Raw genomic sequence first — 4,889 nt, 5'->3', positions numbered from 1 at the left:
AACGGCGCTGACCGCCACGCGCGTCACCTTGCCGTTGATGTAGCGGGGAGTCAGCAGGCTCTGCGTCGGAATGGTCACCGTGACCGGCTGGCCCAGCAGCTTGCTGCGGTCGATGCGCGCGTCCGTGCCAAGCACGGTCAGCGTCAGCGCGAACGACTCGGACATTGCCTCGCGGCCTGAGAGTTTCCAGAAAAGCAGCCCCTCCACCGGGAGCTGAACGGTAATTCGGTTGAGCATAATCTTTATTCCACTATGGACTAATCTCGGTGTTCATTGAGATATTTTTTAAATCGTGCTTATTTAAGCCATAAACCTGAAAACATAAGGACGCTACCCAGGGAAACTGCGCATGACAGATTATAATCTATCATTCTCTCTTTTTTTCCGTGAAACAGAAGACTTAATTACATTAAAAAATGGAGATAGCAATCAAGTGTATATGATAGTTACAGCAAAAAAGTGTTAACGATACCGGACAATCACATTTAAAAATCAAAAAAACTGCCTATCACTTACGATATCTTTTTTGCCTTTTCAGGTACTCTACGTCTTGCTCATGGGGAAGAATAACCTTCAATCCTTGCCCCATCTGCGAGGCTATATAATTAGCATTGGACAAATGCTGAGCAAGTTCGGCATCGGTAGTATCAAACTCTTTAGAGGCAAGCACTCCAAGATTCAATGTGTGTAGTTTACTTTTATCTTTTTCAGCACCAGTTAGAATAGATTTAATATAATCCAACTGATTTTTCGCCATAACATATAAAGAAAATGTAGGATTTTGTTCTAATCGATTATTAATTGCATCAATAGCATCATTGATATAATCCAGCGCGGTATAATTTTCTTTACTCATGATCCAACTTAAATATATCCTTTCACTTGAAAGAATCTTTGAAAGCGTGCTCTGGCGTAACCACTGCCGCCGTGGTGGTGTGAATTTTCTGATGCCCGACTTGCCTGCGCTCCTGACGGATATCGGCATAGCAATCCCTCCAGCGCCATCAGACGGCTGATGAAGTCCAGGCTCGACTCCTGATAGTGACGGATTATGGTGGAGATGATATTGACAGGGCAGGGAAACCGACAAAGTCACCGATCATCTAAAAAAAGAAAAGCTACGCGTACGCATGAATTTGTCCTGAATATCGAGTCAAAGATTAGACATTTTCTACATGGAATGTTGACAGGATGATTTCGAGGCAGCGTTTATTCGCCTCGAAGTGGTAATCATGATAGTTACGGTGTCTGCCAATCAGTTCTGCATAGCACCAGACTTTGCCCACGCTAAAAATATAGCACTGGTAAACAGCGCGCATTTCTTCCTCTGCGCTGAACATTTCCCCCCGGCATGTCCACAGTGTTTTTCCGAGGGATGGATTAAACTCATTTGGAATAGTAGCAAGTGCTTCAGTCTTAAGCGTAACGGCAGGTTCTCGATCGTGAAACCGTTTAATCGAAACGCTAAAAACATCCTGCGCGGTAAACAACATCTCCTGCGAAAAAAAGCAAAGATTAATGACACCGTAGTTAATGCCATCAAACGAGTGCTCGACCACCAGGCGCGTTTCTGTAAGGGGATTCACCTGCCAGGATTCCGGTACTTTAAATCCACTGCTGTTTTTAGCACTGAGGTTCACGGTCTTAAGCAGTTCAGCCAGAACCAAGTTACTACGATGCAGTAAATCCCAGTTCACTACAGTAAAGTAAATATCATTCGCCAGCGCAGGGTAGTCGCGAGCGGCACAGGCCGCTTTAATCAGGAAATAATTTCCGCCTCCTTCTTGCGGATTGTAATCTTTCTGTACGGTATAACGTGAAATGACCTCGTCGCCGGACGAGTGCGTTTTGAGAGTTAGCACATCTGCAAAAAGGCCACTACCGGAAGGATGCGCAATCAAGCGCTGATTCAACACTTTCTCGCCCATCAGTTCCAGTTTATTAAACAGCCAATCAGAGGGATTCATCTCCCACTGACAGCGTTCATAAGCGGCCCAAACTTCCATATAGGGCTGCGCATCATCGGTGGCATAGCGACCCAAGTTAGTCAAGCCGACCTCAGGAAGGTGCTGCGGGGTCAGTTCAGCTGGCTTAACACGATTTGGCAAAATCACCCAGTACTGAAGCATTTTTTTATCAGCAGAGGTATACAGGCATTTCCAGTAGTTCGCCTTAATCTCTTCATTGCTTGCGGTTGAGACGATGGGAAAAGCATAATTATTACCAGTGTTCATAAAACCTCTTCAACTCAGACAGTGCTGCCAAACCAGATACCATAGAACATTAAGATACAGCCTAACGAGGCTAGACACTTTACTACCAGGCGTAATTTTGCCCCATACTTACCAGATAGTGATAATAATTTTGTATAGTTTGCTGCAGTGTTATAGCGCTTGTGGAATCGCATAATAATATCGAAAATATTATTCAACATCACGACAAAAAACTTCGACAGAAGCACTGCCATAAAAGAAGCTGGTATTATTACTGATAATGACCGTGCAGTTTCTCTGGTAAGCAACGGGATGAACTTAGAAAAGCCAACCAAAACAATGACCAATACAAATGCACCAATCAGTACTGAAATGAATTTTATTCCAAAGCCACGCCATTCTTCTTTTGTATACAGATCTTTTCCATTCCAGATATAGATCAAAGTGATTAAAACAAAAATCGTTAAGCCAGCCCATTTCATTATTTCATTGTCCTCTCACATCCCTTAATCGCCTATCAAAACAGTAACACACCCGGTAATAATTGTCCCATCCCCGCTTTCTGTCGGAACAGAGGTGACGGCTGGCTCATCCTCTTCGCCATACAAATAGTCAAAGAAATCCAGTATAGGCTTAAATGCCACTTTCAGACTTGCATCACCCTTAAGCCCTACAAGCCCTGCAGCCCCACCAGTCACCCTGACGTTAACGGAATAATCTTTAGTGTCCCAGAAAGCGCTTCCACCTCCCGCGAGACCAGCAGACCCAAAGCTACCGTCGATTTTTGCTTCTCCGGAAACGATGCCCAGAATATCAAGGTTACCCGAAACTTCGCCTTTCACTCCTTTCGCTTCCGCACCGGCGTCAGCAGTCAAACCATACTTCCCATCATTGCCGGTATAAACTTCTAATACGGCTTTAGCTTCTGCTGTACCAATAGTTACATCCCCTGATACTCCACCATACAACGTTCCTTCTTTACCCGCAGCAACCGAACCACCGTATTGCTCACCTGTCGCAGCGGCATTCGCATTCAAGCCATAAATATCGTTGCCGCCACCATACAGAGACCCCGTCGCATTGGCGACGGCGAGTTTATTACGCATTTCTGCCCGTAGCAGATCCTTACTTTTCATATTCCCAATTGTAATATCCGCCAACGCAAAACCAGCTGAAGCGGTATCAAAATCACCGTTGAGGTTTTTATCTTCGAGGCTGGCGTACGCACCCAGAACGCGAGCATCAAAATGTTCGCCGTGCATCATCCCATCTTCGCCGGCATTTTTCGCCAGCGTTCCCCCCCAATATTGAGGTGCTGCTGCTTTCGGTATGGCAGGTGCCGGTGAGCCGCTAACATCACACTTCGTCTTGTCTCCTTGACGTGCAAGTGGCATACCGTTAACGAAGACAGTACCGGAGCCCCCCACAATAATACCGCTGCCGTGCGTCGAGCAGGATAACGTATCACCCTTTCGAGCGGCGGGAAAACCACCGATGATGACGTCCGGGCTTCCCGACTGTATTGGCCCCGAATGTGCGCTGACATCTATGGTCGCTCTGGCGGCAGGCTGTCCCATGTTCAAAAATCCTTCTACATATTAGCTGTTAATTTTAACAACAGCGCCTTTAATATCTGTCAGGTTTGTACCATTGAGATGAAGAGTATCATTAGCTTTCATCTCGGCATTTATTCCGCCGCCTAACTTCGTCAACTCCGTCCCTTTGAAGGATGCCACAGTAATACTCTCAGCCTTGAGTGTCCCTTCGGAAACGATAATTTCAATTGTCGATGGCGTGATAAGAATGTAGTTATCATTCACCTTTAACTTAATCGAGGTTGTCGCTTCCAGCAGAGCATTTCCCTCTTTATCCATAGTCAATACGGTTTGGTTTTTACCTACATTGAATTTGTGCTGATTACCCGTGTTGCTGGTTGAATTCGCCCCCACGTTCACGTCCCGGTTACGCTTAACCGTTACGTGCTCATCCCGGCCGATAATTTTTTTACGGTCTACCCCTACGTCATGTGTCTCGCAGTTCTCGATCTCGGTGTCCATGTTTTTTTCAGCATGAATCCAGATCTGCTCTTGCCCAGCCTTATCCTCGAATCGTAGGGCATTGGCATTATCTTTGTGGCCATCCTTACTGCGGCTCATAAAACCCATCTGCGTCGCCGCGGCAGGCAGCGCCCACGGCGGCATGCTCGCGTCGTTGTATACGCGACCGGTAATAATCGGCCGGTCCGGGTCGCCGTTGATAAAGTCCACCACCACCTCATCGCCGACGCGCGGGATCTGCACCCCGCCGTAGCCCTGGCCCGCCCACGCGCTCGACACGCGCACCCAGCAGGAGCTGGTGTCATCGCCCTTCGCCAGGCGGTCCCAGTGGAACTTCACCTTTACGCGGCCGTATTTGTCCGTCCAGATGCTCTCGCCGTTCGGCCCCACCACTTTCGCCGTCTGCGGGCCGTAGGTGCGCGGCCACGCCGTGGTCTGCGCCGGACGGTACACCACCGCCGAAGGGATCACCGTAAAATCGGTGCGGTGAATAGTTTCACCCTCGCCGCTGGCGTAGCGGTTCTCTTCGAGGTGGTAACCCGCCGCCGTGACCAGATACTCACCGTTGTCGCTGAAGAACGGCGCGTTGGTTAACGTGAAGGTGTGCCCTGGCGCAATA

At 47.9% G+C, this 4,889-nt stretch carries 6 protein-coding genes; all 6 read right to left on the bottom strand.

Annotation, left to right across the window (positions count from 1 at the left end; translation table 11 throughout):
• On the bottom strand, nucleotides 1–237 hold a 237-nt coding region (locus LRM19_RS21080; RefSeq protein WP_271369762.1), incomplete at its 3' end, for a contractile injection system protein, VgrG/Pvc8 family.
• Nucleotides 238–508: 271 nt separating this feature from the next.
• On the bottom strand, nucleotides 509–985 hold the full coding sequence (locus LRM19_RS21075; protein ID WP_271369760.1) for an immunity protein Tsi6 family protein: 477 nt from the start codon (nucleotides 983–985) through the stop codon (nucleotides 509–511).
• A 175-nt stretch (nucleotides 986–1,160) separates the two neighbouring features.
• Entirely contained in the window at nucleotides 1,161–2,234 is a 1,074-nt protein-coding gene (locus LRM19_RS21070) for a hypothetical protein (RefSeq protein ID WP_271369758.1), read from the bottom strand.
• 14 nt (nucleotides 2,235–2,248) lie between these two features.
• Nucleotides 2,249–2,695 carry a hypothetical protein gene (locus LRM19_RS21065; protein WP_271369756.1) on the bottom strand — a complete coding sequence of 149 codons (447 nt, stop codon included), beginning with the start codon at nucleotides 2,693–2,695 and terminating at the stop codon, nucleotides 2,249–2,251.
• A gap of 24 nt (nucleotides 2,696–2,719) precedes the next feature.
• Complete coding sequence (locus LRM19_RS21060) at nucleotides 2,720–3,790, bottom strand: PAAR domain-containing protein (RefSeq protein WP_045337768.1); 1,071 nt, start codon at nucleotides 3,788–3,790, stop codon at nucleotides 2,720–2,722.
• Between the two features lie 21 nt (nucleotides 3,791–3,811).
• A partial coding sequence (locus tag LRM19_RS21055) for a type VI secretion system Vgr family protein (RefSeq protein WP_271369755.1) occupies nucleotides 3,812–4,889 on the bottom strand: 1,078 nt, incomplete at its 5' end.

Source organism: Enterobacter sp. PI-10, assembly GCF_027947695.1.
GTDB classification, from domain to species: Bacteria; Pseudomonadota; Gammaproteobacteria; order Enterobacterales; family Enterobacteriaceae; genus Enterobacter; species Enterobacter vonholyi.
This window is presented reverse-complemented; position numbering and strand designations above follow the sequence as displayed.

Bases quoted from the DNA above. Each gene is read 5' to 3' on its own strand.
- LRM19_RS21075 (WP_271369760.1), bottom strand. From the start codon at position 985: ATGCCGATATCCGTCAGGAGCGCAGGCAAGTCGGGCATCAGAAAATTC.
- LRM19_RS21070 (WP_271369758.1), bottom strand. From the start codon at position 2,234: ATGAACACTGGTAATAATTATGCTTTTCCCATCGTCTCAACCGCAAGC.
- LRM19_RS21065 (WP_271369756.1), bottom strand. From the start codon at position 2,695: ATGAAATGGGCTGGCTTAACGATTTTTGTTTTAATCACTTTGATCTAT.
- LRM19_RS21060 (WP_045337768.1), bottom strand. From the start codon at position 3,790: ATGGGACAGCCTGCCGCCAGAGCGACCATAGATGTCAGCGCACATTCG.